Below are 23,232 nucleotides of genomic sequence, written 5' to 3' on the forward strand. Positions count from 1 at the left end.
GGGACGTGTCATTGCCCTCTCCCGGTTGGGACTTTCTTCGGGTCGAACTTGATGCGCTCGGCCAGTGCCGGATCCTGGTAATACTTGATCTTCTGGCAGTACACCGGCGCGAAGCCGGCGACGAACACGAGTTCGTCCTCCGGCGGCAGTCGCATGCATTCGTCGGCGGTCAACAGCGGCCGCTGCACGATCTGCTCATTGGTGTTGACGTTCTGCAGCACCACCGCCAGCCGGTTGCCCGAATACTGGCGCTGTGTGTGCGTGACCGTCGCCTGGCCGGCCATCTCGGACAGCAGCTTGGCCGTCTCGACCTTGTTCGGCGCATAGGCCACGCGGATGTGGCAATTGCTGACGATCGACTCGTCCTTGCCATAGGCGGCGTTCAGCTGCGTCAGGTCCTGCACGATCAGCAGCGCTTTCAGGCCATACCCCGCAATGAAAGCCAGGGCCTCCTGGAAGATTTCCAACTTGCCCAGGCTGGGGAATTCGTCGATCAGCAGCAGAAGCTTGTGGGGAAATCGGCTCTTGCCCATGCCACCCATCTCGAAATCCATCCCCTCGGTCAGCCTGCGCACCACCTGGCTGATGACCAGGCGCAGCAGTGGCTTGAGGCGATCCTTGTCGCTAGGCGGGACGACCAGGTAAAGGGATGTCTTCGGGGCCACGGCGTGGCCATCGGGATTTTTTCCTCCCATCAGGCTTTCCAGTGAGAAGTCCGAAACCCGGGTGTTCTCGGCCACGATCGGGTCGCGGTACAGCGACAGGAAGGACAGCGCCGTGGACAGGACGCTGCCGGCCTCGTTGTCGGGTTTGTTCAGCCAGCTTTGCATGGCCTGGGCCACGGCCATCCACCCCGCGTGGCGGGCGTCGTGCTCTTCCTGCCGCTCGGCCAACCTTCCCTTCTCGAGCATCGCGTGCGCGATGTCCCGGATGTAGCCAATCACTGCCCTGGCGCCTTCGACGACGTCGCCGTCTTTGCCGCCTTCGCTCTGGGCCTGCGCCTGGGCCTTGCTCTCGGCCTCCTTCCGGAAGATCCCGCCATCCGAGAGGATGCCCAGCACGGTCGCGATGCACCGGTCGACCTTGTTCTCGCCCTGCGGCGGCTCGCACAGCAGAACGAACAGGACGACGCCGGTCATGAGGTCGAAACCGGTCTTGGCCCAGTGATCCTTCAAGCCCTCGCCGTTGGGGTCGACGATCATGGTGGCGATGTTTTGCACATCCTTGACCAGATTGCCGTCGATGCGGATCTCCTGCAGGGGATTGAACCGTGCGGAATCGGTGCTCGTCGGGTCAAATTTGAGGGTTCTCTGGCCGAGAAGCTTGTGGCGAAATCCGCTGGTCAGTGCCCAGTTCTCGCCCTTGATGTCGAGCACCAGCACCGATTTGTCCCAGGACAGCAGGGTCGGGATCACGATCCCCACACCCTTGCCGGACCGGGTCGGCGCGAACACCATCATGTGTTCGGGCCCCTTGTGGCGCAGGTACTGCACCTTGCCCCTGTGCTCCCAGGCTCCGAACAGCACCCCGCCCTTGTTCTTGTCGGTCGGCAGAATGCCGGCCTCGAGCACCTCCTCTGGCAGCGCCCAGTGAGCCGAGCCGTGGAGATCATTGCGTTCGCTTTCGGCCTTGCGCGTGCGCCGGAATGCCAAGGCAACGGGCAGCACAAGCGAGAAGAAGCCGCCGACACCCATGATGATGTGGGCGCGCTCGAAGATTGCCATGACGGCCGTGCCGTAGTCGAGGCTGTTGAACTTCCAGGTCCACACCAGGACGTCGAACGGAAAGTAGACCCCGGGCTCCAGCATCGGCTTGCCCAATGCCGCAACAAACCCCAGCGCCCAGGCGGCGTACTCGGTCGCTGCCCAGCAGGACAGCAGCACGATCATGGCGAACAGGCCAAGCCCCGCGAAGACGAAGCGCGTGATGTCTTTCTGGGCCTTGGGGATGTGATACAGCCCGTTTGTCGGTGAAGTCATGGTGTTCGTTCCTCAGATCGAAGGTCCCCCGTGACGTGGGCCAGACGGCGTGCATGCCGGCCAAGGAAACCCGCCGTGGACGGGGAGGAAGTCCGGTTGCACGCTACGGCTGTTGCTTGCGCAACCTGACGCTGGGCGCGTCAGCGGCCCCGGCCCGCGGACCGACGCGTTGACTGGCGCTGGGGCGCCTTCGGTGATTTCTCAGCAACCTGTGCTGGAATCTCGCGCGGGCCGTCCTGTCCTTGCACTGGCTCTTGACTTCGGGAGTCAGCAGTCAACTGGGGGATGTCGGCGCCGGCTGCCGAAGCCGGTTGGAGCGTCTGAGTGGACTTCACCTCCGCCACAACGAATGACCGGCTGCCCATCACGCGCTGCACGTCCGCCTCAGGAATGCCGACATACCGGGCGTAGTCATGCCCCTGCGGATCGATATGCAGAGTCTGCCGATCCTGAGCGGTGACCTGGATGACGTGGCGCGTGCCGTCCTCGTCCATGCCGCCCTTGCCGTCCAGCCAGGACTGGGAGGCAAAGAAGTCGGCGGTGAACTTGTCGTAGTCCGAAGAGGACAGTTTCTTGTCCTCCACGACACGGACCCTGGCGGCTGCTTGCTGCCCGGCGCCAGGCAGCGTCACCAAGCCATCGCAGAGATCCTCGACGTTGCTGACTTTGCGCCAGAACAAGGATCGACCGGGCGCACTGTCTCCGCTGACGGCCGGCGCATCGACCTGTGCCTGCGCGTTGGCGATCGGCTTCGCTTCAGCAGGCTGGCTCTGCGCAATGACCTCTGCAAATTTGGTCTGCAGATCCGGGTATTCCGCCAGGACATGCGACGGTGGCAGGGTCTTGGGCGCGGCGTCGTTCGGCCTGAAGGCACCAGACCGGTTGTCATATAGCGCGTTGTTCACCTCGCGCTCATGTGCCTGGCGGTACGCCCCCTCGATGGCCGGCCCATCAGCAAAGCCCAGGGATTGCCTGCCGTAAAACACTTCCCACTGCCGACCGTAGCCCGGCCCGAGCTTTTCCGCATGGGCAATGTCAGCGAACTCGGCAAAGGTCAGTTCGTGAGGTGCCTTCGACAAATCCACCGTATCCGGCCCGACAAGCTGCCCATAGATGCGATCGATCTTGTGCAGCAAGTCCTGCTCTTTGCCCAACACGTAGTCCACCGCCTTGCCGGCTTCCGCCGCTGCCCGGAAGATTTCGTTCTTGTCCTCTTTCAGGGCCTTGGCCCAGGACTGGATGTACGCCTTGTGTTGCTCTTCATCATGGGGAATGCCGGTCTCGGCCGCCATGAAGGTGCTGAACAGTTCGGCGCGCAGCTCCTCCTTGGCATAGCCCTCGGAGCCGAAGCGGTGGCCACCCGTGATGCCTTCACGGTTCAGGCGCTGCTGGGCGCCCGTCGCGTGACCGATCTCATGCAACGCCGTGCCGTAGTACCCCTCGACCGACTTGAAGGACTCGCGCGGCGGCAGGGAGACTTCGTCGCGCTTGGGCGAGTAGAAGGCATGCTGCGGATGGGTGGCAAAGCGGACGCCATCTTCCCGCATCGCCGTCATCAACTGCTCGGCACGGTCGACGACCGGGATCTTGTTGTCGGGCGTCTTCAGCGGCTCGATCTTCAGGTCCGTGCACTGCTCGGCGTTGAACACCGTGTAGACACGACCCACGACGGAATCGAGCTGCCTGTGGGCTGCGCTCCAGTCCAGCTCCCTCCCCTTGTGGCGCACCGTCAAATCGGCTGCCTTGACGGCCATGGTGGATATCTTGTCCGTGGGCATGCCCACGTGCACCACACCCTTGCCTTCGTCAAACACCTTGACGCGCATGCCGTTGAGACTGATGTCGACGTCTCGGCGCTCCCAGAATGGCTGATCCTTCCAGAGTTCGATCGGGTGGTGTAGTTGCCATACATGGGGATGGCGATAGCCGCCAGAATGCCAATGATCGCAATCACGATCATCAACTCGATCAGGGTGAAACCCTGCTGTTGGTACTTCTTGTGTTTGCTCATTGTGTAACCTCGCGAGAGTGAGCTTTGCAGCGCGCGGGATGCGGCTGCTCACTGCATTCATCGGCGGGCGCAATGCGCAGATTCCATGTGCAAGCGGCGCGCATAAAAAAGCCCGCACGCGGCGGGCTTGAAGGCTGGCGTTGGGTCACCAGCCAATGCTCGTCCCCACCTTTATTGCTGAAATGTCTTGTTGCGTGACGTTCACGAGCGTGATCAGGAGCCTGGCATCGAGAACGATGGCTCAAGTGCTCAAGTGCGCCGCGGCTTGGTGCCTTGATCTGCCACGCCGGCGCGCGCGTCCTTGATCGGGATCTGCGGCAATCGCATTCCAGACCACAAGACTTGGCTAAAAGCCCAAGAATCCCATCGCCGATTAGCATAAGCCAGTCGTTGAATCAGCGGCGCTGCATTCGTCACCGGCCTGAACACAGGGCTTCTTGGAGCGAACCGTCGAGGGGTGCGCTCGGTCCGACCTGGGTCGCGCCAACCAGGGTCGCCATCCCGGCCGACGATCTGTTTTCGAGCATGGCTGCCAAATACGACGCAATGCCACTGCGATCCAACTTGCGCCGATGGATCGCTTCCCAAACTTAGGAGGCCACGATGGACCCGCAGACTGATGTGCTTGATGCCAAGGGCGCGGAGAAATTGTCTTCGGAAGCCATCCTTCAACAGCTCGGCAGCAGTCTCGACGGACTGCGCCAGGACGAGGCGCAGCAGCGCCTGAGCCGTTTCGGCGCGAACAGCCTCCCCGAGGCAAAGGAGAGTCTGCTCAAAAAGCTGCTGCACTATTTTTGGGGGCCGATTCCATGGATGATCGAAATCGCCGCGTTGCTGTCGGCACTCGTGCGCCATTGGACAGACTTCGCCGTCATCGTGCTGCTGCTGTTGTTCAATGCAGCCGTGGGGTTTTGGCAGGAATACAAGGCTTCGAGCGCGCTGGACGCACTGAAAAAACAACTGGCCCTGAAGTGCCGCGCGAGACGTGACGGCCAGTGGGTCGAGATCGATGCGGCCCAACTCGTCGTGGGCGATCTGGTACGCGTGCGTCTGGGCGACATCCTGCCGGCAGACCTCAAGCTCTTGCAGGGTGACTATCTGAGCGTCGATCAATCGGCGCTCACCGGCGAGTCGCTGCCCGTCGATCGCAAGGCGGGCGACGTTGTGTACTCGGGCTCGATTGCCAAGCAAGGCGAAATGGTCGGCTTGGTCTTCGCCACCGGTGCGCGCACATATCTGGGGAAAACGGCCGCACTGGTGCAGAAGGCCGGCTCCATCTCCCATTTCCAGAAAGCCGTGCTCAGCATCGGCGACTATCTGATCTACGTCAGTCTTGGCCTGGTTGCCTTGTTGGTGCTGGTCGAACTTGCTCGCGGCCTACCTTGGCTGGACCTTCTGCAATTTGCGCTGATCCTCACCGTGGCCTCCATTCCGGTGGCCATGCCTGCTGTCCTCTCGGTCACCATGGCATTGGGGGCCCTTGCGCTGTCGAAGAAAAAGGCCATCGTGTCGCGCCTGGAATCCATCGAGGAATTGGCGGCCGTGGACGTTCTTTGCACGGACAAGACCGGCACGCTGACACAGAACAGGCTCACACTGGGCGAACCGATCCTGATGACGGCAGGCACGGCCGAAGAACTCAACCTGCATGCTGCGCTTGCCAGCCAGAGCGACAACGGCGATGCAATCGACAGCGCCATTTACGCAGCGCTGGCGATCAAGAACGTGCCGGATGGATACGTCGCACAGCACTTCAAGCCCTTCGATCCGGTGGGCAAGCGCAGCGAGGGAACATGGGTGGATGCGCAAGGCCAACGCATCACGGCGAGCAAGGGGGCACCGCAAGTGATGCTGAATCTGGTCCAGGCCGATGCCGAGGCGCGAACCCGGGCTCAGACGTGGATCGATGCACAGGCAAGCAAGGGCTTTCGAACCCTCGGCGTGGCAACGCGCGTCGCCGAGGGACCCTGGCAGCTTGACGGCATTCTGGCACTGTTCGACCCGCCCCGCGCCGACTCGGCGCACACCATTGGCGATGCAAAGCAGCATGGTCTCATGGTCAAGATGGTGACCGGGGACAACGTGGCGATCGCGCGCGAGATTGCGGGGCAACTCGGCATCGGGCGAAACATCGTGGCTGCAGACGCGGTGTTTGGTGCGCAAAGTCAACCTGGGATCAGCCTTGCCGATCAGGTTGTCGCCGCAGACGGCTTTGCGCAAGTTTTTCCCGAGCACAAATATGGCATTGTCAAAGCCCTGCAGGATGCTGGGCATCGTGTGGCGATGACGGGCGATGGAGTCAACGACGCGCCCGCGCTCAAGCAGGCCGACGTGGGGATTGCCGTGTCCGGCGCGACCGATGCGGCCCGTGCTGCGGCAGCACTCATCCTCACCGCCCCGGGCCTGTCCACCATTGTCAAGGCCGTCGAGGAGGCGCGGCGCATTTTCGAGCGCATGAACAGTTATGCGATCTACCGCATCACGGAGACGATTCGCATTATGGTCTTCGTGGTGCTGGCGATGCTGGCTTACAACTTCTACCCGATCACCGCGGTGATGATCATTCTTCTGGCCTTCTTCAATGATGTGCCGATCATGACGATTGCCTATGACCGCACAGCAGTCGATCCGCAACCCGTTCGATGGGACATGCGCCAAGTGCTGACCGTGTCCACTGTGATGGGTCTGACTGGCACAGCGGGCAGCTTCTTGATGCTGTACCTGGCGCTGGACTGGTTGCACCTGCCCATCCCCAAGGTGCAGACCTACATCTTTCTCAAGATGGCCGTGGCTGGGCACCTCACGCTATTTGTCTCGCGAACGCGGCAGGCCTATTGGCGCAAGCCCTACCCGGCACCCATCATGGTCTGGTCCGCGGTGCTGACCAAGCTCGCCGCCACACTGTTGTGCGCCTGGGGGTTTGGCCTGATTGCGCCGATTTCCTGGCCCGAGATCGCGCTGATCTGGGGCTACTCGATCGCATGGTCCGTGCTGACGGACTGGACGAAGCGTCTCGTCTACAGGCATTTCGAGCACAGCGTGCCGCGCCACCGCAATTTCCTTGGCCTTCTCAAACGCCGAGCCCTGTGAGGATGGGGTTTGGCACACAAGAAAGGGCTTGAGCGAAACACCCGTCTCAAGCCAATGAGACATGGCGCGCCAATATCGCACCTGCGTCGAATGCCAGCATTCGCTCGCGGATCGGTCGTTGACCATTGGCCTTAAATTCTTGCAACGTGTTACCAGAAAAGAATGAACAATATTCGGCTCGCGCTAATCAATTCCGATTGGCGTGCCGCCGTGCGCCCTCGCCACTAAACAGCTGAACCCACCCGTCTGATGTCCACCACGAACCCGTCCCAATCGCTCAAGAAAACATCTCGAACCCCGATGACTGCGCAGGAACGCCGGTCCAGCATGACGCTGGCGTCCATCTATGGCCTGCGTATGCTGGGACTGTTTCTGATCCTTCCGGTTTTTGCCATTTATGCGAGAACCCTCCCCGGCGGCGACGATCACCTCCTCGTGGGCCTTGCGCTGGGCATTTATGGCCTGACCCAGGCAGCGTTGCAAATTCCTTTCGGTATTGCCAGCGACCGGTTTGGACGCAAGCCGGTGATGATGTTCGGGATGGTGATCTTCGCGCTTGGCTCCTTCATGGCTGGAGCGTCGCACACGCTCGATGGCATCATCGTTGGCCGAGCCGTCCAGGGCGCGGGGGCCATTTCTGCCGCCATTTCGGCGATGATCGCGGACTCCACGCGAGACGAGAACCGCACCAAGGCGATGGCCATGGTCGGGATGACCATCGGAATGAGCTTCATCGTTTCGCTGGTCGCCGCTCCGCTGCTCTATCACGTCATGGGCGTGCCGGGCATGTTTGTCCTCACCGGTATTCTGGCGCTGATTGCCATTGCCGTGATCAAGTGGGTGGTCCCCGACGTCCCGATGAGCTCGCGCGCGGAAGAGCTTGGCGGCTCGGCGCCACGCGACTCGGTGTTCACCCCTGCCCTGCTGCGCCTGCATTTCAGCATTTTCGTGGTCAACTTCACCCAGGTCGCCATGTTCGTGGTCGTGCCGCTCGCCTTGGTGCATCGCGCCGGAATCGCGGTGCAACACCATTGGATGGTGTACCTGCCGGTGACACTGGGTTCGTTCATCGTGGCCGTGCCGGGCATCATTTGGGCGGAAAGCCGTGGCCACATGCGCCTGGTTTTCATTGGCGCCGTAGCCCTCATGGTGCTGACGATGCTGGGGTTCGCGTTTGGCTATACGCAGCCTGTTCCACTGATCGCAGCGCTTTTTTTCTTTTTCGTGGCATTCAATGTTATGGAGGCACTCATTCCTTCGCTCGTGTCGCGCACCGCGCCGCCAGCCCGCAAAGGGCTCGCGCTCGGCGTCTATAACACCGCACAATCTCTTGGCCTGTTTGCCGGTGGCGCGTTGGGGGGATGGATTGCAAAGGCCTGGTCGGTTGAGGGCGTCTTTCTGGCATGCGCGGCTCTGTCACTGATCTGGCTCGTCGTGGCCTTGTTTATCCAGCCGCCGACCAAGCGAGCACATTGACGCCGCCGCGGAATGCGTCGCCTGAAAAGAGGATGCACCCGCGAGGCGCCGACGCGTCGCACGTGCTGTGCGGTTGCCACACCGGAGTCCAAGGCATTGGCATGATCAAAAATCACATCGTTTGGGTTGCTGCGCTTGCAGCGAGTTTGACGCTTGGCGCCTGCAGCCGACGCCCGCTGCATTGGGATATGGATTACGTTGGGCCCCAGATGGCACCGCTGCAGTTCAGGGATATGCAAACGGCAGACCACCAGCACATCTCCGCAAGTCATTACCTCGGCAAAGTCGTCCTCATGTATTTTGGCTATACCCACTGCCCGGACGTGTGCCCGCTGACCATGGCCCACATGGCGCGCGCGATCCAACTCCTCGGCCCGGAAGCCAAGGACGTGCGCATCCTTTTTGTCACCGTTGATCCGCATCGCGATACGGGGCCTGTTCTCCGCGCGTACGTCACCGCCTTCAGCCCCGAAGCTCGTGGCATCACGGGGTCACCACAGCAAATCAAAACGCTTGCTAGCCGCTACCACGTGGCATACTCGTATGGCAAGCCGGATCGGGCAGGCAATTACACCGTGACGCACAGCGCAGCGATCTACGTTTTTGATGAAAAAGGACGCGGTCAACTCATTGGAACCGAAGCGACGCCACCGGACCAGATTGCCCACGATCTGAAGCAGATTATCCAGCTCGGGGCCTAAACATGGCGTTAGGGCCCGCACCCATGGAGCAACATCTCGAAGTGGCCACAACGCCCCACCGCGCATTGCGTAAGCGCGCGTGGATGCGCCTGGCCAAGACGCGTTCGCGGCGGTTGTTCCTGCAGTTTGGCCTGCCATGGGGCGGCGCGCTGCTGGTGGGGCTGGTGGCGGTGCTGTATGCGCAGTGGAGCAACGATGCCTACGAGCTCTTCCTGGGCTGGATTGCCGGGCGGCCCTGGCTGGCGTTTCTCATCACGCCCGCCTTCACCGTGCTGGCCGTGTTCCTGACCCGCCGATGGTTCTCCGGCAGCGAGGGCAGCGGCATCCCGCAAGTCATCGCCGCCCTGCACGCCCCACCCGACGACACCCTCATGCACCGCCTCTTCGGCCTGCGCGTCATCGCCGGCAAGCTCGTGGTCTCGCTGCTCGGCTTCCTGGGCGGCATGACCATTGGCCGCGAAGGGCCCACGGTGCACATCGGCGCGGCCATCATGGCCGAGACGCGTCGCTTTTATCCGTATCGCACCCCGCGCCTGGAGCGCCAACTCCTGCTCGCAGGAGCCGCTGCGGGGCTGTCGGCAGCCTTCAACACGCCACTGGCCGGCATCATCTTCGCCATCGAGGAGCTGGCGCGCGACTTCGAGAGCCGCACCAACGGCACCATGATCACCGCCGTGGTCTTCTCCGGCCTGACCTCGCTGGCGCTGGCCGGCAACTACCTGTACTTCGGCCAACTCAACGTGCCGCAGAACTTCCACATCGCCTTCGTCCTGCCGGTCGTGCTCACCGCCATCGCCTGCGGCCTGCTGGGCGCCGCCTTCAACTGGGCGCTGCTGCGATGGGAAGTCTGGATGCCACAGCCCCTGCAGGTCTGGCGCGCGCACAAGCCCCTGCGGTATGCGCTGGTCATCGGACTGGCCATCGCAGCGCTGGGCGTGGGCACCGGGGGCCAGACCTGGGGCAGCGGCTATGACCAGGCCCGGCACCTGCTCGACGGCACCGCGCCCCTCAGCGAAGGCTACGCCATCACCAAATGGGCCGCCATGGTCGTCAGCTACATGGCCGGCATCCCCGGCGGCCTGTTCTCCCCCTCCCTGTCCATCGGTGCCGGACTCGCCCAGTGGATCCACGCCGCCTTCGCCTGGGCGCCCATGCCCGCCCTCATCGCCCTGTGTATGACCGGCTACCTCGCCGCCGTCACCCAGTCCCCCCTCACCGCCTTCGTCATCGTCATGGAAATGACCAACGGCACCGGCATGGTCATCCCCATGATGGCCACCGCCCTCCTCGCCTCACGCATCGCCAACGTCTTCACCCCGCCCCTGTACGAAGCACTCGCCGAAAAAAACTATTTCCCCAAACCCCCGGCCCCGGCCAAGCCCGCTCAGCCCTGAGCTTGCCCCCCACCCCCGCCTGGCCGCGCTGACGAGACGGGCGGTTCCGCTAGGCTCGCAAGGGGCGCATTGCCTGGCATATGCGAGGATTTCGTGGCAGGCCTAGCGGGACCCGCACGCTGCCCAATGACGGCAACGATGCTGCCCCGCGGCGACAAAACATAGCTGTGCTTGAGCCTTGCGGGTCTTGCGCACCCGCAACTTCGCTTCCACTGCACGCTTGATGCCAGGATGAGCGCCGTGGGACTCCCCGTCCTTTGCGCGGAAGGGAGGCCCTAGACCAAGAGCAGGAAGATCCCCCGATGCGGTTGAGAGCCGGTCCTGCTCATCGGGTTGGTTTTCATCATTTTCCTTGTGTGTGGGTATTCACCATGCATTCCGCGCCGCGCGAATCAGCCGAGCGGCACCACAAGCTGCAGGCCAACAAAGCCCGCGCTGCGGCCCATGTTTGGGACTGCAACAAGATTGATGCCGTAGCCCCCTGCGCTGCGCACTTGCACCAGTGCTGCGGCAAGCAATGGCCTGCCTGGCGCGTCGGCGCTGGTGTAGCCGCTGATGACGCCCGCAAGGCCGCCTGCGGCAAGCGTGAAGCCCGCTGGCAGGCTGATGTGAAGCGGCGTGTAGGTGGCTGCGGCGTAAGCGCTGGTGCGGCTGTAGCTGTTTTTGTAGAAGCCTGCGGTTGCTCCCCAGTCGGGGCTGTAACGGTACTCAATGCCGAGGCCGGGGTTGTCCTGGTTCAGAGAGTCCCGCGCCCACTGCCTGGTGGGTAGCTCGTGGTCGAAATATCAAGCGCCCAGCGCGGCGGCGTGGGCGGCAATGGGCAGTGCTGCGGCAAGCGCAGCGGCGACGATGAATTTGGGTTGCATGGTTCAAGCTCCTGTGGTCTTGATCCATTCACCGCGCGGCGAAATTCGCGGTGTGACGGTGGGCAACCGAGCAACCTTGGCTTGCACGTCGGTTGTCCACGGGCATGCAAAAGGCCGCCGCATCGTCACGATGGGGCGGGCTTAATTTGGAGCGGGCTTAGAACGTCTGTTCGTAGCCTGCGGTCATTTCGTTTGAGCGCACGTATTGGTCACCCATGCCGGCGCTCGCGCCTGCCGCAAGCCAGCGTGTGCGCTGGTAAGCAAGGCTGGCACTGCCAGGCAGGCCGAGTGGGTGGGCGTAGCTCACCGCCAGGCTGCCCGCCTGATAAGGCCCTGTGCCGCATGCCCCGCACGCGCCGCCGTCAATGGTCTCGCCGCGCAGGTAGCTTGCGCTCAGAGCCCACGGCGAAGTGCGACCAAGGCGATAGCTGGCTGCAAGGCCCGCAGCAACGTGGGAAGTGGCTGCGCCGCCGATCAGGGCGTCGTGGCCTATTTGCACAGTCGGCATCAGCGCAAGCCCTGGCACGGCGCGGGGGCTGTACACATAAGCCAGCGAAGCGTCGGCTTGCTGCTCAGTTACGCCACCGCCGCGCAAGCGGGTGATGCTTGCGGTTGCGGCAAGCGGAATGCCTGCGGGCGAACCCGTGACGCCCACGCCTGCGGTGATGCCGTACGCGCTGACGTTGTGCAGGCCCAGCCCGTCGATTTGGCCGTAGGTCAAGCCTGCGCCAGCGGATACCTGCGCAGCGTGCGAAGCCGAAGCGAGGGCAAGGGTTGAAGCAATGGCAAGAGCAAGAATCGAGAGTTGCTTTTTCATGATTTGAACCTTTCAATGGTTTGGAAAACGCAGCGCGGGTGCGGCTGCTGTGTGTATTCACCGTGTGGCGCAATGCGCTACACAAGCAAGTGGGCCGCCGTGCCCAAGACCCAGACAAACGGCGAAAAAATCAGGAAAATCTCGGCAACGAGAATCACAAAAAAGATGGCCGCAAGCTTGGTCAAAAGCGAAGCGGCAAGGACTAAAAATGGCGTGTGCATGGTGGAACTCCGTGGATGGTTTGCGCAGCGCTGGTGCGCTGCTGGATGGATTCAGCGCACGGCGAAACACAGCGCGATTAGCTGGGTTGCATGGCAAGCAGTTCCTTGGCGGCGCACCATGCCCAATCCTGGGCAGGGTTGTCTTCCATCGGTTCGGTTTCGCGCAACATGGATTGCGTAGCTTGTGCCGTTGCAATAAGCGCGCGCACGGGTCGAAAGTACGCGCTGGCGGCCCACGGCCTGGGCGCCAGCAATGAGCCGCATGGCGCATAGCGGCTGTAGACCTTGAACAGCATTTCGGTCGAGGTATGTCCCATCTGCCGGGCGATCCACTCCGGGTTCTCGCCGGCCGCCAGCCACAGCGTCGCCGCCGTATGCCGTGATTGGTAAGGTCGCCTGGGATCCAAGCCAAGAAAGCGCAGGATTGGATACCAGACCCGCTTGGTCACGTTGTTGTGGTCGAGTGGCTGGCCTTCGCTATTGCAGAAGACCCAGAGCTTGAGCGGCCCCGTGCGCTGAAATTGCCGCTGCAGGGCGTCGAACACCACTTGGCTCATCTGCACCTCGCGGTTGGACTCAATCGTTTTGGTGGCTTCGTCGGGTTCACCGGCCACGATGGTCTCGCGCACCAGGATCAGCCGGCGGGAAAAGTCCACGTACTTCCACTTCAGTCCGTCGATCTCGCCAGTGCGCAGCCCTGTGAAAAAGCGCACGGTGTAGTAGTCGCGGAAGTCCTCGCGCACGCTCTGGATGAGCGAGCGCACTTCCTCCAGGGTGAAGGGCTGCACATCGCTCTTGGCGATCTTCAGGGGTTTGATGTTGTAGTAGGGCGACGTAAACTTATAGCGGTCGGAGGCTTCGTTCAGGATGGCGTGCATCACATTCATGATGGCGTTGATCCGGCGTGGTGAGAGGGTTTGCTTGGTTCGGCCGGGTACTTTGGCGAGTTTCGACCGAAAGGCAAGAAGTTCTTCGCGCGAGAGGCTTCCGACCTCCCGCTCCTGAAAAGGCGGAGCAAGGTGCACGGCGACGATGTCGGCCACCGTGCGCTGATAGGAGCGGCGCCATTGCACGGCGTTTTCCTGCATCCATTGCTGGGCGAAATCGGCAAACGTGGGGGTGGGTGCGTGGCGTGCTGCGACCGGCTCCACAGAGGCCAAAGCGCGGGCCACTCCTGCTGCCAGCGAAGCCGGAGGCTTGGGTGTTGCCGTCAATGCCCGGCTATTGGGGAAATAGGCCGCGTATTCGAAGCGGCCGAGTTGGATGTCGCGCTCGATGCGTTCGAGTAGGCGCTCGAGCTTCTTGCGGTTGTTGGCCGTGTCGTCGAGAACGGTGTATTCCCTGCACCGACCTCCGTGATAGCGGAAGTCGAGAAAAAGCTTCCCGGTCGCCTGTAGCTTTCGGATGCTACCCATGGCACACACCGCCATTTGCCATCGGGATTTCGAGGGTCGAATTCGATCGCATGTCGCTTTCGATTCGCTCCCAGATGTAAAGGATCTTGCGCCCGCCAAATGGACGGATGTAATGGGTCCCCTCCAGAAGTACAGCATCTTTCAGGCGCTCGCGAATCGTTCGGGCGTCATACTTGATACGCCCTGAGAGTTCGTCCGTTGTTAAATAAGTCAAGCTCATGGTGATCCTCCTGTCTTTACATCGCGAAGTGCGAATGACTACAGTGTAGACAAGTAGCGTGGCATGTCAATGTCTTTTGTGTAGACGCTGTTATGCTTTCGCCACACTTGTGAGAAGAGATCAAATGGACAGACTGCAGATCAATGTGCGATTGCCTCCGGACCTGATGGAGCTGTTGGACAAGAAACGTATTGATCTGCTGCCGGAGATGGGAAAAATCCCGTCGCGCTCGGATGTCGTGCGGCTCGCCTTGGAGGCCTACCTAGAAGCATCAGCTCCTGCGGCTGATGGGCCAAAGCCTTCGGCGAAGCGAAGGTCATCTTGATCGGTTGATCGAACAAGCAGTGGGCTAGAGTCGGGCCAAGTTTGGGCCAACGATGGGCCATGGCCCAAAAAGCAGCGGGCAACAAAAAAGCCAAGCACCGCTAAGTGCTTGGCTTTATTCAAGAAATCTTGGTTGCGGGGGCAAGATTTGAACTTGCGACCTTCGGGTTATGAGCCCGACGAGCTACCAGGCTGCTCCACCCCGCGTCTGGAACCTGTAAGTATACCCTGAATCGGAACTTGGCGCATCTTTTGTCGGGTGATGGTGCGCTTGTCCGGGTGGGATCAGAGGCTGGCTTCTTCACCGGCCTGGGCTGAGCCGCTGTCTTCCAGGGCCTGGAGTTCGGCGGCGGCTTGGGCGGTGCGTTCGGCGTGGTCGAGCACTTCCTTGGCTTTGCGGGCCTGGTGGAAGGCCATGCCGGAGCCTGCGGGAATCAGGCGGCCGACGATGACGTTTTCCTTCAAGCCGCGCAGTTCGTCGCGCTTGCCCATGATGGCGGCTTCGGTCAGCACGCGTGTCGTTTCCTGGAAGGAGGCGGCGGAGATGAAGCTGTCGGTGGACAGGCTGGCCTTGGTGATGCCGAGCAGGATGTTGTTGAAGGTTGCGGGCACCTTGCCTTGCTCGGTGAGCTTGGCGTTGGTTTGCAGCACTTCGGAGCGCTCCACCTGCTCGCCGGTGATGTACTCGCTCTCGCCGGAATCCTTGATCTCGACGCGCCGCAGCATCTGGCGCACGATCACTTCGATGTGCTTGTCGTTGATCTTCACGCCCTGCAGGCGGTAGACGTCTTGCACTTCGTCGACGATGTAGCGCGCCAGGGCTTCGACGCCCAGCAGACGCAGGATGTCTTGCGGCTCGGCCGAGCCGTCGACCACCAGTTCGCCCTTGTTGATGACCTGGCCTTCGTGGACGAGGATGGTCTTCTCCTTGGGCACGAGAAACTCGTGGCTCTGGCCGTCGAGGTCGGTGATGACCAGTCTGACCTTGCCCTTGGTTTCCTTGCCGAAGGACACGGTTCCGGTGATCTCGGCCAGCATGCCGGCGTCCTTGGGCGAGCGCGCCTCGAACAACTCGGCCACGCGCGGCAGACCACCGGTGATGTCACGGGTCTTCTGGCCTTCCATCGGGATGCGCGCCAGCACTTCGCCGGGACCGACGTCCTGGCCGTCGCGCACTTGAATCAGCGCGCCGACCTGGAAGCCCACGGCCACGGCATGCTCGGTGCCGGGAATCTTGACTTCATGGCCTTGTTCGTTGAGCAGCTTGACCTGCGGCCGGATGACCTTGGCCGAGCCGCGGCGCTTGGGATCGATCACCACCAGGGTGGACAGGCCGGTGACCTCGTCCACCTGCTTGGCGACGGTGACGCCTTCTTCAATGTTCTCGAACTTCACGCGCCCGGCGTACTCGGTGATGATGGGGCGGGTGAGTGGATCCCAGTTGGCCAGCGGCGTGCCGGCCTTGATCGCCAAGCCGTCCTTGACGAACAGCAGGGCGCCGTAAGGCACCTTGTGGCGCTCGCGCTCGCGGCCGTAGTCGTCGGTGATCAACACCTCGCCGGAGCGGGAGATGACCACCTGCTCGCCCTTGGAGTTGGTGACGTAGCGCATGGTGGCGGTGAAGCGTGCCGTGCCCGCGCTCTTGGCTTCCACGCTGGAGGCCACGGCGGCACGCGATGCAGCGCCACCGATGTGGAAGGTGCGCATCGTCAGCTGGGTGCCGGGCTCGCCGATGGACTGCGCGGCGATGACGCCAACCGCTTCGCCGGTGTTCACCAGCACGCCACGGCCGAGGTCGCGGCCATAGCACTTGGCGCACATGCCGTAGCGGGTTTCGCAGGTGAGCGGAGTGCGCACCTTGATCTCGTCGATCCCGGCGGCTTCCACCATGTCGAGCAGGTCTTCGTCCAGCATGTCGCCGGCGGGAATGATGACTTCCTGCGTCTCGGGGCTGGTGACGTCGGTGGCGGCAACGCGGCCGAGCACGCGGTCGCGCAGCGACTCGATGACCTCGCCGCCTTCGACCAAGGCACGCATGGCCACGCCGTGGGTGGTGCCGCAGTCCTGCTCGGTGATGACCAGGTCTTGCGTCACGTCCACCAGGCGGCGCGTGAGGTAGCCGGAGTTGGCGGTTTTCAACGCCGTATCGGCCAGGCCCTTGCGCGCGCCGTGGGTGGAGATGAAGTACTGCAGCACGTTCAGGCCTTCACGGAAGTTGGCCGTGATGGGGGTTTCGATGATGGAGCCGTCAGGCTTGGCCATCAGGCCGCGCATGCCGGCGAGCTGGCGAATCTGCGCCGCGGAACCGCGCGCACCGGAGTCGGCCATCATGTAGATGGAATTGAACGACTCCTGGCGGCCTTCCTTGCCGTGGCGGTCGGTCACGGGCTCGGTGGCCAGGCGGTTCATCAGCGCCTTGCCGACTTCGTCGCCGGTGCGGCCCCAGATGTCCACCACCTTGTTGTAGCGCTCGCCCTGGGTCACCAGGCCGGAGGCGTACTGCTGCTCGATTTCCTTGACTTCCTTTTCGGCGTGGGCGATCAGGGCGTGCTTTTCCTGCGGGATCAGCATGTCATCCACGCTGATGGAAATGCCCGCGCGGGTGGCCAGCGCAAAGCCCGACTGCAGCAGCTTGTCGGCGAAGATCACCGTGTCGCGCAGGCCGCAGCGGCGGAACGAGGAGTTGATCAGGCGCGAAATTTCCTTCTTTTTCAGCGCCTTGTTCAGCACGCTGAACGGCAGGCCCTTGGGCAGAATTTCCGACAGCAGCGCACGGCCAGCCGTGGTTTCCACCACCGAGGTCTTGGGCGTCAGGGCCTTGGTGGCCTTGTCGCGCTCGTACTCGGTCAGGCGCACGCTGACGCGGGCCGTGATTTCAAGGTCGCCGGACTGCAGCGCGCGATGAATTTCGCCGATGTCGGCAAACACCATGCCTTCGCCCTTGCCGTTGATGCGCTCGCGGGTGGCGTAATACAGGCCCAGCACCACGTCTTGCGACGGCACGATGGAGGGCTCGCCGTTGGCCGGGAACAGCACGTTGTTGGAGGCCAGCATCAGCGTGCGGGCTTCCATCTGCGCCTCCAGCGACAACGGGACGTGCACGGCCATCTGGTCGCCGTCGAAGTCGGCGTTGAAGGCGGCGCAGACCAGCGGGTGCAACTGAATGGCCTTGCCCTCGATCAGCACCGGCTCGAACGCCTGGATGCCCAGGCGGTGCAGCGTGGGCGCGCGGTTGAGCATCACCGGATGTTCGCGGATGACCTCTTCCAGGATGTCCCAGACGATGGGGGTCTGCGAATCGACTTCCTTCTTCGCCGCCTTGATGGTGGTGGCCACGCCCATGGCTTCCAGGCGGTTGAAGATGAAGGGCTTGAACAGTTCCAGCGCCATCAGCTTGGGCAGGCCGCACTGGTGCAGCTTGAGCGTGGGGCCGACGACAATGACCGAACGGCCGGAGTAGTCGACGCGCTTGCCCAGCAGGTTCTGGCGGAAACGGCCGCCCTTGCCCTTGATCATGTCGGCCAGCGACTTCAGCGGGCGCTTGTTCTGGCCCACCATGGCCTTGCCGCGGCGGCCGTTGTCCAGCAGCGAATCGACCGCTTCCTGCAGCATGCGCTTTTCATTGCGCACGATGATTTCCGGCGCCTTGAGTTCGAGCAGGCGGCGCAGGCGGTTGTTGCGGTTGATGACGCGGCGGTACAGGTCGTTCAAGTCGGAGGTGGCGAAGCGGCCGCCGTCCAGCGGAACCAGCGGGCGCAGGTCCGGCGGCAGCACCGGCAGCACGGTCAGCACCATCCACTCGGGCTTGGAGTTGGTCTTGCGGAACGCGTCCAGCACCTTCAGGCGCTTGGAGTTTTTCTTGACCTTGGTGTCCGAGCCCTGCAGGTCGCCGCGCAACTCGCCGGTTTCCTGCTCCAGGTCCATATGCGCCAGCAGGTCGCGAATGCCCTCGGCGCCCATGAAGGCGACGAACTCGTCACCGAACTCGGTGCGCTTGGCGGTGTACTCGTCCTCCGACAGCACCTGGCGACGCGTCAGCGGGGTCATGCCCGGGTCGGTGACGACATAGGCCTCGAAATACAGCACGCGTTCGATGTCGCGCAGCGGCATGTCGAGAATCATGCCCAGACGCGAGGGCAGGCTCTTCAGGAACCAGATGTGGGCCACCGGCGAGGCCAGCTCGATGTGGCCCATGCGGTCGCGGCGCACCTTGCTCTGCGTGACTTCGACACCGCATTTCTCGCAGATGACGCCGCGATGCTTCAGGCGCTTGTACTTGCCGCACAAGCACTCGTAGTCCTTGATCGGACCGAAGATCTTGGCGCAGAACAGGCCGTCGCGCTCGGGCTTGAAGGTGCGGTAATTGATGGTCTCGGGCTTCTTCACTTCCCCGAACGACCAGGAACGAATCTTTTCCGGCGATGCCAGGCCGATGCTGATGGCATCGAAATGCTCGTCCTTCTGGAACTGCTTGAACAAATCGAGTAAGGCTTTCATGCGAACCTCCAAATCCTGTGTGTCAGTAAGGCTAAGGCGCAAATCAGGGGTGCGATCCCGGGCACGCCGGCCCGGGAGGCGAGTCGATCAGTTGCGCTCAAGTTCGATATCCAGACCCAGCGAGCGGATTTCCTTGATCAACACGTTGAACGACTCGGGCATGCCCGCCTCGATCGAGTGCTCGCCCTTGACGATGCTTTCGTAGACCTTGGTGCGGCCGTTGACGTCGTCGGACTTCACCGTCAGCATTTCCTGCAGCACGTAAGACGCGCCATAGGCTTCCAGCGCCCACACTTCCATCTCGCCGAAACGCTGGCCGCCGAACTGCGCCTTGCCGCCCAGCGGCTGCTGCGTCACCAGCGAGTACGGGCCCGTGGAGCGGGCGTGCATCTTGTCGTCCACCAAGTGGTGCAGCTTGAGCACATGCTTGTAGCCGATGGTGACGGGGCGCTCGAACGCATCGCCCGTGCGGCCGTCGAACAGCATGGCCTGCTTCTTGGAGGCGGTGAGCTTGAGACGCTGCGCCACCTCGTCCGGATAGGCCATCTGCAGCAGTTGGTCGATTTCCTTTTCGGAGGCGCCGTCGAACACCGGGCTGGCGAAAGGCATGCCCTGCTTCAGGTTGTCGGCCAGCTCCAGGATTTCAGCGTCGGACAACTGATCGAGTTGCTCCTGCTTGCCGCTGAAGTTGTAGAGCGAGCCCAGCAGCTTGCGCATCTCGGTGGCCTTGACGTGGCTGCGCAGCATGTCGCCAATGCGGTCGCCCAGGCCATGCGCGGCCCAGCCCAGATGGGTTTCGAGGATCTGGCCGATGTTCATGCGCGAAGGCACACCCAGCGGGTTGAGCACGATGTCCATCGGCGTGCCGTCGGCCATGTAAGGCATGTCTTCCTCGGGCAGGATCTTGGAGACCACGCCCTTGTTGCCGTGACGTCCGGCCATCTTGTCGCCAGGCTGCAGGCGGCGCTTCACGGCGAGGTGCACCTTCACCATTTTCAGCACACCGGAGGGCAGCTCGTCGCCCTGGGTCAGCTTGCGGCGCTTTTCTTCGAACATCTGGTCGAACTCGTGGCGGCGCTTCTCCAGCGAATCCTTGAGCTGCTCGATCTGCTGCGCCACGGCTTCGTCGGCCGGGCGGATGTCGAACCAGTGGTAATGGTCCACTTCCTTCAGATACTCGGCCGTGACCACGGTGCCCTTGGTCAGCTTCTTCGGCCCGCCGGTGGCTGGCTTGCCGATCAGCAGCTTGCCGATACGGTCGAACGTGTCGGCCTCGACGATGCGCATCTGGTCGTTCAGGTCCAGACGGTAGCGTTTGAGTTCGTCGTCGATGATCTGCTGGGCGCGCTTGTCGCGCTGAATGCCTTCGCGGGTGAACACCTGCACGTCGATGACGGTGCCGTACATGCCGGACGGCACGCGCAGCGAGGTGTCCTTCACGTCGGAGGCCTTCTCGCCGAAGATGGCGCGCAGCAGCTTTTCTTCCGGCGTGAGCTGGGTCTCGCCCTTGGGCGTGACCTTGCCGACCAGGGTGTCGCCGGCTTCGACTTCGGCGCCGATGTAGACGATGCCCGACTCATCCAGCCGCGCGAGTTGGCTTTCCGACAGATTGGGAATGTCACGGGTGATTTCTTCCGAGCCCAGCTTGGTGTCGCGGGCGACGGCGTTCAACTCCTCGATGTGGATGGAGGTGTAGCGATCTTCCGCCACGACGCGTTCGGACAGCAGGATCGAGTCCTCGAAGTTGTAGCCGCTCCAGGGCATGAAGGCCACCAGCATGTTCTGGCCCAGGGCGAGTTCACCGAGGTCGGTGGACGCGCCGTCGGCCACCACATCGCCGCGGGCGATGATGTCGCCACGCTTGACGATGGGGCGCTGGTGAATATTGGTGTTCTGGTTGGAGCGCTGGTACTTGATGAGGTTGTAGATGTCCACGCCGACTTCGCCGGCCAGGGTTTCCACATCGTTCACGCGCACCACGATGCGGGCGCTGTCGACATAGTCGACCACGCCGCCGCGCAAGGCGGTGACGGCAGTCCCCGAGTCGACCGCGGTGACGCGCTCGACCCCGGTGCCGACGAAGGGCTTTTCGGGCCGCAGCACCGGCACGGCCTGGCGCTGCATGTTGGCGCCCATCAGCGCGCGGTTGGCGTCGTCGTGCTCCAGGAAGGGCACGAGCGATGCAGCCACCGAGACGATCTGCGCCGGCGACACGTCCATGTACTGCACGCGGCTGGGCGAGACCAGGATGGTTTCGCCGTTTTCACGCGCCGACACCAGCTCGTCGATCAGGCGGCCTTGTTCGTCGATGCCGGCATTGGCCTGGGCAATGACGTACTTGCCTTCCTCGATGGCCGAGAGGTAGTCGATCTGGTCCGTCACCTGGCTGTCGGCCACGCGGCGGTAAGGCGTCTCGATGAAGCCGTATTCGTTGAGCTGCGCGAACAGCGCCAGCGAGTTGATCAGGCCGATGTTCGGGCCTTCCGGCGTCTCGATCGGGCAGACGCGACCATAGTGGGTGGGATGCACGTCGCGCACCTCGAAGCCGGCGCGCTCGCGCGTCAGGCCGCCCGGGCCCAGGGCCGAGACGCGCCGCTTGTGTGTGATTTCCGACAGCGGGTTGGTCTGGTCCATGAACTGCGACAGTTGCGAGGAGCCGAAGAACTCCTTGATCGCCGCCGAAATGGGCTTGGAATTGATGAAGTCGTGCGGCATCAGGTTTTCGGTCTCGGCCTGGCCGAGACGTTCCTTCACCGCGCGCTCGATGCGCGACAGGCCGGCGCGGAACTGGTTCTCCGCCAGCTCGCCGACGCAACGCACGCGACGATTGCCGAGGTGGTCGATGTCGTCCACCTCGCCACGGCCGTTGCGCAACTCCACCAGCATCTTGATGACGGCCATGATGTCGTCATGCGACAGCACCATCTCGCCTTCGATTTCCTCGCGACCGAGGCGGCGGTTGAACTTCATGCGGCCCACGCGCGACAGATCGTACGCGTCGGCGTCGAAGAACAGGCGCTTGAACAGCGACTCGACGGCGTCCTCGGTCGGCGGCTCGCCGGGGCGCATCATGCGGTAGATGGCGACCTTGGCCGCGAGCGGCACGGTGGTCTCGTCGATCCGCAGGGTCTGCGAGATGAACGGGCCGTGGTCGAGGTCGTTGGTGTAAAGGGTTTCGATGCGGCGAATGCCAGCATCGCGAATTTTTTTCAGCACGGCATCGGTCAACTCTTCGTTGGCCAGAGCGATGATTTCGCCGGTGTCTTCCGACACCACATTGCGCGCCAGAACCTTGCCCACGAGGAAGTCTTCCGGCACGGAAATGCGTTGCGTGCCGGTTTCTTCGAGCGTGCGCAAGTGGCGCACGGTCATGCGCTTGTCCTTGGCAACGACCACATTGCCCGACTTGTCGACGATGTCGAAGCGCGCCACTTCACCCTTGAAGTGCTCGGGCACGAATTCCATCATCGCGCCCTGGTCCATCAGGTCGAAATGGTCGAAGCTGAAGAAATGCGCCAGGATCTGCTCGTTGTTCAGGCCCAGGGCCTTGAGCAGAATGGTGACCGGCATCTTGCGGCGGCGGTCGACGCGGAAATAGAGGATGTCTTTCGGGTCGAACTCAAAGTCCAGCCAGGAGCCGCGGTAGGGGATGATGCGGGCGGAAAACAGCAGCTTGCCCGACGAATGGGTCTTGCCCTTGTCATGCTCGAAGAACACGCCCGGCGAACGGTGCAACTGCGAGACGATGACGCGTTCGGTGCCGTTGATGATGAACGAGCCCTTGTCGGTCATGAGCGGGATCTCGCCCATGTACACCTCTTGCTCCTTCACTTCCTTGATCGTGGGCTTGGCCGCTTCGCGGTCCATCACGATCAGGCGCACCTTGGCGCGCAGCGCGCTGGCGTAGGTCAGGCCACGCTGCTGGCACTCGCGCATATCGAACGCCGGGCGTGCCAGGTTGTAGCCCAGGAACTCCATGCGCACGTTCTGGTTGTGCGAGACGATGGGGTAGATCGCCGTGAACGCGGCCTGCAGGCCTTCATCCTTGCGCTTGTCGGACGGAACGTCCTTTTGCAGGAAAGATTCGTACGATTCGAGCTGGGTGGCCAGCAGGAAAGGAATATCAATAACGCCTTGGCGGGTGCCAAAGCTCTTGCGAATCCGCTTCTTTTCGGTGAACGAGTAGGACATGGACGCTCCGCTGCGCAGGACTGAAACCGT

Annotated in this window: 14 protein-coding genes and 1 tRNA gene; 5 read left to right on the forward strand and 10 right to left on the reverse strand. The window is 62.6% G+C overall.

What is annotated here, in order from left to right; translation table 11 throughout:
* Window positions 1-8 precede the first annotated feature (8 nt).
* From THIX_RS21170 to THIX_RS25020, 3 genes are all read right to left on the reverse strand, one after another.
* Window positions 9-1,979, reverse strand: a complete 1,971-nt coding sequence (locus tag THIX_RS21170) for a type IV secretory system conjugative DNA transfer family protein (protein ID WP_112487787.1) — start codon at window positions 1,977-1,979, stop codon at window positions 9-11.
* Between the two features lie 140 nt (window positions 1,980-2,119).
* On the reverse strand, window positions 2,120-3,805 hold the full coding sequence (locus THIX_RS21175; protein ID WP_371412971.1) for a zincin-like metallopeptidase domain-containing protein: 1,686 nt from the start codon (window positions 3,803-3,805) through the stop codon (window positions 2,120-2,122).
* Window positions 3,709-3,990, reverse strand: coding sequence for a prepilin-type N-terminal cleavage/methylation domain-containing protein (locus THIX_RS25020; RefSeq protein ID WP_112487789.1), 282 nt, complete (start codon window positions 3,988-3,990; stop codon window positions 3,709-3,711). The genes THIX_RS21175 and THIX_RS25020 overlap by 97 nt, the downstream gene beginning before the upstream one ends.
* Window positions 3,991-4,593: 603 nt before the next feature.
* Between THIX_RS25020 and THIX_RS21185 the strand changes: the two genes are divergently transcribed.
* The 4 genes from THIX_RS21185 (at window position 4,594) to THIX_RS21200 (ending at window position 10,651) form a co-directional block, all read left to right on the forward strand.
* Complete coding sequence (locus THIX_RS21185) at window positions 4,594-7,080, forward strand: plasma-membrane proton-efflux P-type ATPase (RefSeq protein ID WP_112487790.1); 2,487 nt, start codon at window positions 4,594-4,596, stop codon at window positions 7,078-7,080.
* A 249-nt stretch (window positions 7,081-7,329) separates the two neighbouring features.
* Window positions 7,330-8,556, forward strand: coding sequence for an MFS transporter (locus tag THIX_RS21190; RefSeq protein ID WP_233224669.1), 1,227 nt, complete (start codon window positions 7,330-7,332; stop codon window positions 8,554-8,556).
* A gap of 101 nt (window positions 8,557-8,657) precedes the next feature.
* Entirely contained in the window at window positions 8,658-9,257 is a 600-nt protein-coding gene (locus THIX_RS21195) for an SCO family protein (protein WP_112488536.1), read from the forward strand.
* A gap of 23 nt (window positions 9,258-9,280) precedes the next feature.
* Window positions 9,281-10,651: a chloride channel protein gene (locus THIX_RS21200; protein ID WP_233224670.1), complete on the forward strand. Its 1,371-nt coding sequence runs from the start codon at window positions 9,281-9,283 to the stop codon at window positions 10,649-10,651.
* A gap of 1,023 nt (window positions 10,652-11,674) precedes the next feature.
* Here the strand turns inward: THIX_RS21200 and THIX_RS21205 are convergent.
* The 4 genes from THIX_RS21205 to THIX_RS21215 all read right to left on the reverse strand — a co-directional run bounded on the left by THIX_RS21205 (window position 11,675) and on the right by THIX_RS21215 (window position 14,190).
* Window positions 11,675-12,334: a hypothetical protein gene (locus THIX_RS21205; RefSeq protein ID WP_112487793.1), complete on the reverse strand. Its 660-nt coding sequence runs from the start codon at window positions 12,332-12,334 to the stop codon at window positions 11,675-11,677.
* A gap of 77 nt (window positions 12,335-12,411) precedes the next feature.
* Complete coding sequence (locus THIX_RS23640) at window positions 12,412-12,555, reverse strand: hypothetical protein (protein ID WP_158540974.1); 144 nt, start codon at window positions 12,553-12,555, stop codon at window positions 12,412-12,414.
* Window positions 12,556-12,632: 77 nt separating this feature from the next.
* Entirely contained in the window at window positions 12,633-13,970 is a 1,338-nt protein-coding gene (locus THIX_RS21210) for a site-specific integrase (RefSeq protein ID WP_112488537.1), read from the reverse strand.
* Window positions 13,963-14,190: a hypothetical protein gene (locus tag THIX_RS21215; RefSeq protein WP_031407420.1), complete on the reverse strand. Its 228-nt coding sequence runs from the start codon at window positions 14,188-14,190 to the stop codon at window positions 13,963-13,965. The genes THIX_RS21210 and THIX_RS21215 overlap by 8 nt, the downstream gene beginning before the upstream one ends.
* 124 nt (window positions 14,191-14,314) lie before the next feature.
* Here THIX_RS21215 and THIX_RS21220 point away from each other — a divergent pair, with 124 nt between their 5' ends.
* Entirely contained in the window at window positions 14,315-14,515 is a 201-nt protein-coding gene (locus THIX_RS21220) for a ribbon-helix-helix domain-containing protein (protein WP_079417550.1), read from the forward strand.
* A gap of 129 nt (window positions 14,516-14,644) precedes the next feature.
* On the opposite strand, the gene THIX_RS21225 is transcribed toward THIX_RS21220, so the two are convergent.
* The 3 genes from THIX_RS21225 to rpoB all read right to left on the reverse strand — a co-directional run bounded on the left by THIX_RS21225 (window position 14,645) and on the right by rpoB (window position 23,202).
* A tRNA-Met gene (locus tag THIX_RS21225) sits at window positions 14,645-14,721 on the reverse strand.
* A gap of 78 nt (window positions 14,722-14,799) precedes the next feature.
* On the reverse strand, window positions 14,800-19,011 hold the full coding sequence (rpoC, locus tag THIX_RS21230) for a DNA-directed RNA polymerase subunit beta' (RefSeq protein WP_112487794.1): 4,212 nt from the start codon (window positions 19,009-19,011) through the stop codon (window positions 14,800-14,802).
* Between the two features lie 87 nt (window positions 19,012-19,098).
* The gene (gene rpoB / locus THIX_RS21235; RefSeq protein ID WP_112487795.1) at window positions 19,099-23,202 is read right to left on the reverse strand and encodes a DNA-directed RNA polymerase subunit beta; all 4,104 of its coding nucleotides are present in this window, start codon (window positions 23,200-23,202) and stop codon (window positions 19,099-19,101) included.
* Between the last annotated feature and the right edge of the window lie 30 nt (window positions 23,203-23,232).

The sequence above is a fragment of the Thiomonas sp. X19 genome (genome assembly GCF_900089495.1).
Classification (GTDB): Bacteria; Pseudomonadota; Gammaproteobacteria; order Burkholderiales; family Burkholderiaceae_C; genus Thiomonas_A.

Coding starts and splice junctions, on each gene's coding strand:
- THIX_RS21205 (WP_112487793.1), bottom strand. CDS start 12,334: ATGAAAAAGCAACTCTCGATTCTTGCTCTTGCCATTGCTTCAACCCTT.
- rpoB (WP_112487795.1), bottom strand. CDS start 23,202: ATGTCCTACTCGTTCACCGAAAAGAAGCGGATTCGCAAGAGCTTTGGC.
- THIX_RS23640 (WP_158540974.1), bottom strand. CDS start 12,555: ATGCACACGCCATTTTTAGTCCTTGCCGCTTCGCTTTTGACCAAGCTT.
- THIX_RS21215 (WP_031407420.1), bottom strand. CDS start 14,190: ATGAGCTTGACTTATTTAACAACGGACGAACTCTCAGGGCGTATCAAG.
- rpoC (WP_112487794.1), bottom strand. CDS start 19,011: ATGAAAGCCTTACTCGATTTGTTCAAGCAGTTCCAGAAGGACGAGCAT.
- THIX_RS21170 (WP_112487787.1), bottom strand. CDS start 1,979: ATGACTTCACCGACAAACGGGCTGTATCACATCCCCAAGGCCCAGAAA.
- THIX_RS21220 (WP_079417550.1), top strand. CDS start 14,315: ATGGACAGACTGCAGATCAATGTGCGATTGCCTCCGGACCTGATGGAG.
- THIX_RS21185 (WP_112487790.1), top strand. CDS start 4,594: ATGGACCCGCAGACTGATGTGCTTGATGCCAAGGGCGCGGAGAAATTG.
- THIX_RS25020 (WP_112487789.1), bottom strand. CDS start 3,990: ATGAGCAAACACAAGAAGTACCAACAGCAGGGTTTCACCCTGATCGAG.
- THIX_RS21175 (WP_371412971.1), bottom strand. CDS start 3,805: ATGCGCGTCAAGGTGTTTGACGAAGGCAAGGGTGTGGTGCACGTGGGC.
- THIX_RS21195 (WP_112488536.1), top strand. CDS start 8,658: ATGATCAAAAATCACATCGTTTGGGTTGCTGCGCTTGCAGCGAGTTTG.
- THIX_RS21200 (WP_233224670.1), top strand. CDS start 9,281: ATGGAGCAACATCTCGAAGTGGCCACAACGCCCCACCGCGCATTGCGT.
- THIX_RS21210 (WP_112488537.1), bottom strand. CDS start 13,970: ATGGGTAGCATCCGAAAGCTACAGGCGACCGGGAAGCTTTTTCTCGAC.
- THIX_RS21190 (WP_233224669.1), top strand. CDS start 7,330: ATGTCCACCACGAACCCGTCCCAATCGCTCAAGAAAACATCTCGAACC.